3 protein-coding genes are annotated in these 2941 nt (G+C 67.1%); all 3 read left to right on the top strand.

What is annotated here, in order from left to right; translation table 11 throughout:
• A partial coding sequence (locus tag QZY48_RS11575; protein WP_295431009.1) for a hypothetical protein occupies positions 1 to 1303 on the top strand: 1303 nt, incomplete at its 5' end.
• The gene (locus QZY48_RS11570; protein WP_295431008.1) at positions 1287 to 2096 is read left to right on the top strand and encodes an ABC transporter ATP-binding protein; all 810 of its coding nucleotides are present in this window, start codon (positions 1287 to 1289) and stop codon (positions 2094 to 2096) included. The genes QZY48_RS11575 and QZY48_RS11570, both read left to right, overlap by 17 nt.
• A gap of 2 nt (positions 2097 to 2098) precedes the next feature.
• The gene (locus QZY48_RS11565; protein WP_366929672.1) at positions 2099 to 2803 is read left to right on the top strand and encodes an ABC transporter ATP-binding protein; all 705 of its coding nucleotides are present in this window, start codon (positions 2099 to 2101) and stop codon (positions 2801 to 2803) included.
• The last annotated feature ends 138 nt before the right edge of the window (positions 2804 to 2941 follow it).

Genomic DNA, 2941 nt, shown 5'->3' with positions numbered 1-2941 from the left:
GTTGTCGTTGTTATCGTGGCGCCCCGAATTTTCTCGCACCCTAAATTGCATCGCTTCTCCGATTACGATTACGATTACGATTACGATTACGACAACGACAACGACAACGACAACGACAACGATCGTTTTTGTGTTTAGCTTGTTCTTGACTCGTTACCAAGAGTTTCGTCCGCAAATGAATGATCTTCTCCCCGAGCGTTGCTACCGCGACCCGCGCCTCGCCTGGGGTGCCTATGCGGCCCTGGCGGTGCTGCTGGTCGCCCTGCCCTTCCTGGTGGACGCCGGGATGGGGCGGTCCTGGGTGCGGATACTCGATTTCGCGCTGCTCTATGTGATGCTGGCGCTCGGACTCAACATCGTGGTAGGGTTTGCGGGACTGCTGGATCTCGGCTATGTCGCCTTCTATGCGGTGGGGGCCTATTTCTACGCCATCCTGGCCTCGCCCCAACTCGGCATCCACCTGCCATTCTGGGCCCTGCTGCCGCTGGGGGCCGGGGTCGCCTGCCTCTTCGGGGTGCTGCTGGGGGCCCCGACACTGCGCCTGCGCGGTGACTATCTGGCCATCGTGACGCTCGGCTTCGGGGAGATCATCCGGATCTTTCTGAATAACCTGAACGCCCCGGTCAATCTCACCAACGGCCCCCAGGGCATCAATATGATCGACCCGGTGCGCATCGCCGATGCGTCCCTGCGGCGGCCAACCGAATGGCTTGGCGTCACACTGCCCGGCACGCACACCCACTATTACCTGTTTCTCTTGCTCACCCTGGCAGTGATCTTCATGGCCCTGCGGCTGCAGGGATCGCGCATCGGGCGCGCCTGGGCGGCGATCCGCGAGGACGAGGTGGCCGCCGAGGCGATGGGGATCAACACGCGCAACCTGAAGCTGCTGGCCTTCGCCATGGGGGCGACCTTCGGCGGGCTGGGTGGCGGGCTGTTCGCCGCCTTCCAGGGCTTCGTGAGCCCCGAGTCCTTCACCCTGATGGAGTCCATCATGATCCTGTGCATGGTGGTGCTGGGGGGCATGGGCCACATCCCGGGGGTCATCCTGGGGGCCATCCTGGTGACCGTGCTGCCGGAACTGCTGCGCTACATAGGACCGCTGCAGGAGGGGCTGCTCGGCCGGGTGCTGGTCGATCCGGCGGACCTGCGGATGCTGCTCTTCGGTCTCGCCCTGGTGGTGGTGATGCTGTTCCGACCCCAGGGCCTCTGGCCCTCGCCGGTGCGGGCGCGGGAGTTGCACCCGGACAACCCGGACCTGATCCGGCAGGAACAGGAGGCGCTCTATGACGCCGAACGCTGAGGCCGCCGCCCGCCCGCCGCCGCTGCTCGACGCGCGTGCGGTGACCAAACGCTTCGGCGGACTGACCGCGCTCAGCGAGGTCTCCATCGCGGTCCAGGCGGGCGAGATCGTCGGGCTGATCGGACCCAACGGGGCCGGCAAGACCACCTTCTTCAACTGTCTCACTGGGCTCTATCACCCGAGCAGCGGCAGCGTCCACCTGGATGGCGTGCCGCTGGCCGGGCTCAAGCCCCACGCGGTGGCAGCCCTGGGGCTGGCACGCACCTTCCAGAACATCCGGCTGTTCGCCAACATGAGCGTATTGGAGAACGTAATGGTCGGACGCCATGTGCGCTCGCGCGCCGGGGTCCTGGGGGCCGTGCTGCGCGGCGCGCGCACCCGTGCCGAGGAGCGCTCCATCCGCGAGCGGTCCCAGCAACTCCTGGAACGGGTGGGACTCGGCGGACGCGCGGACCAACTCGCCCGGCAGTTGCCCTATGGCGACCAACGGCGCCTGGAGATCGCCCGGGCACTCGCCACGGACCCCAAGGTCCTGGCGCTCGACGAGCCCGCCGCGGGGATGAATCCAATCGAGACCCAGGCCCTCAAGGGGCTCCTGGAGGCGATTCGCGCCCGCGGCCTGACCCTGCTCCTGATCGAGCACGACGTGCGTTTGATGATGGGCCTGTGCGACCGGGTGGTGGTGCTGGACTACGGGCGCAAGATCGCCGATGGGCCGCCCGCCGCGGTGCAGCGCGACCCGGCCGTGATCGAGGCCTATCTGGGCGCCGGGGCGGGGGGGGCCGCGGCATGAGCCTGCTCGAAGTCCAGGGGCTCGAGGTGCATTACGGCGGCATCCGCGCCCTCAAGGGCATCGACCTTGCGGTCGCACAGGGGGAGGTCGTCTGCCTGATCGGTGCCAACGGGGCCGGCAAGACCACGACGATGCGCGCACTCGCGGGCCTCCTGCCGGCCGCCGCCGGGACCATCCGCTACGCCGGGAGCGAGGTGACGGGACTGCCGGTACACCGGCGGGCGCGGCTCGGGATCAGTCTGGTCCCGGAGGGCCGCGGGGTCTTCCCGCGCCTGACGGTGGCGGAAAACCTGCAAATGGGGGCCTATTTCCGTACGGATATGGCGGGGATTGCCGCGGATCTCGCGCGTGTCTACGGGCTCTTTCCGCGTCTGGAGGAACGTCGCGCCCAGACCGGCGGGACCCTGTCCGGGGGCGAACAGCAAATGCTGGCCATTGCCCGCGCCCTGATGAGCCGCCCGCGCCTGCTGCTGCTCGACGAGCCCAGCATGGGGCTGGCCCCCTTGGCGGTGCAGACGATCTTTGAAACCATCCGCCTCATCGCCGACCAGGGCATGACCCTGCTTTTAGTGGAGCAGAACGCCCGCCTGGCCCTGGAGGTGAGCGGCCGCGGCTACGTCCTGGAGGGCGGGCTGATCGTCCACCAGGACGCCGCCGCCGCGCTGCTCGCTAGCCCCAAGGTCCGCGCCGCTTATCTGGGGGCCTGAACCGAGATTCCTTGCGCATCAATCGTTGTCGTTGTCGTTGTCGTTGTCGTTGTCGTTGTCGTTGTCGTTGTCGTTGTCGCAATCGTAATCGAGCGCACATCGTGGCGCGCCGGATTCTATCGCACCCCAGATTGGATC

This window comes from uncultured Thiodictyon sp., from assembly GCF_903828115.1.
Classification (GTDB): domain Bacteria; phylum Pseudomonadota; class Gammaproteobacteria; order Chromatiales; family Chromatiaceae; genus Thiodictyon.
Note: the sequence above shows the minus strand (reverse complement) of the source record. Positions and strands in the feature narration are given on the sequence as shown.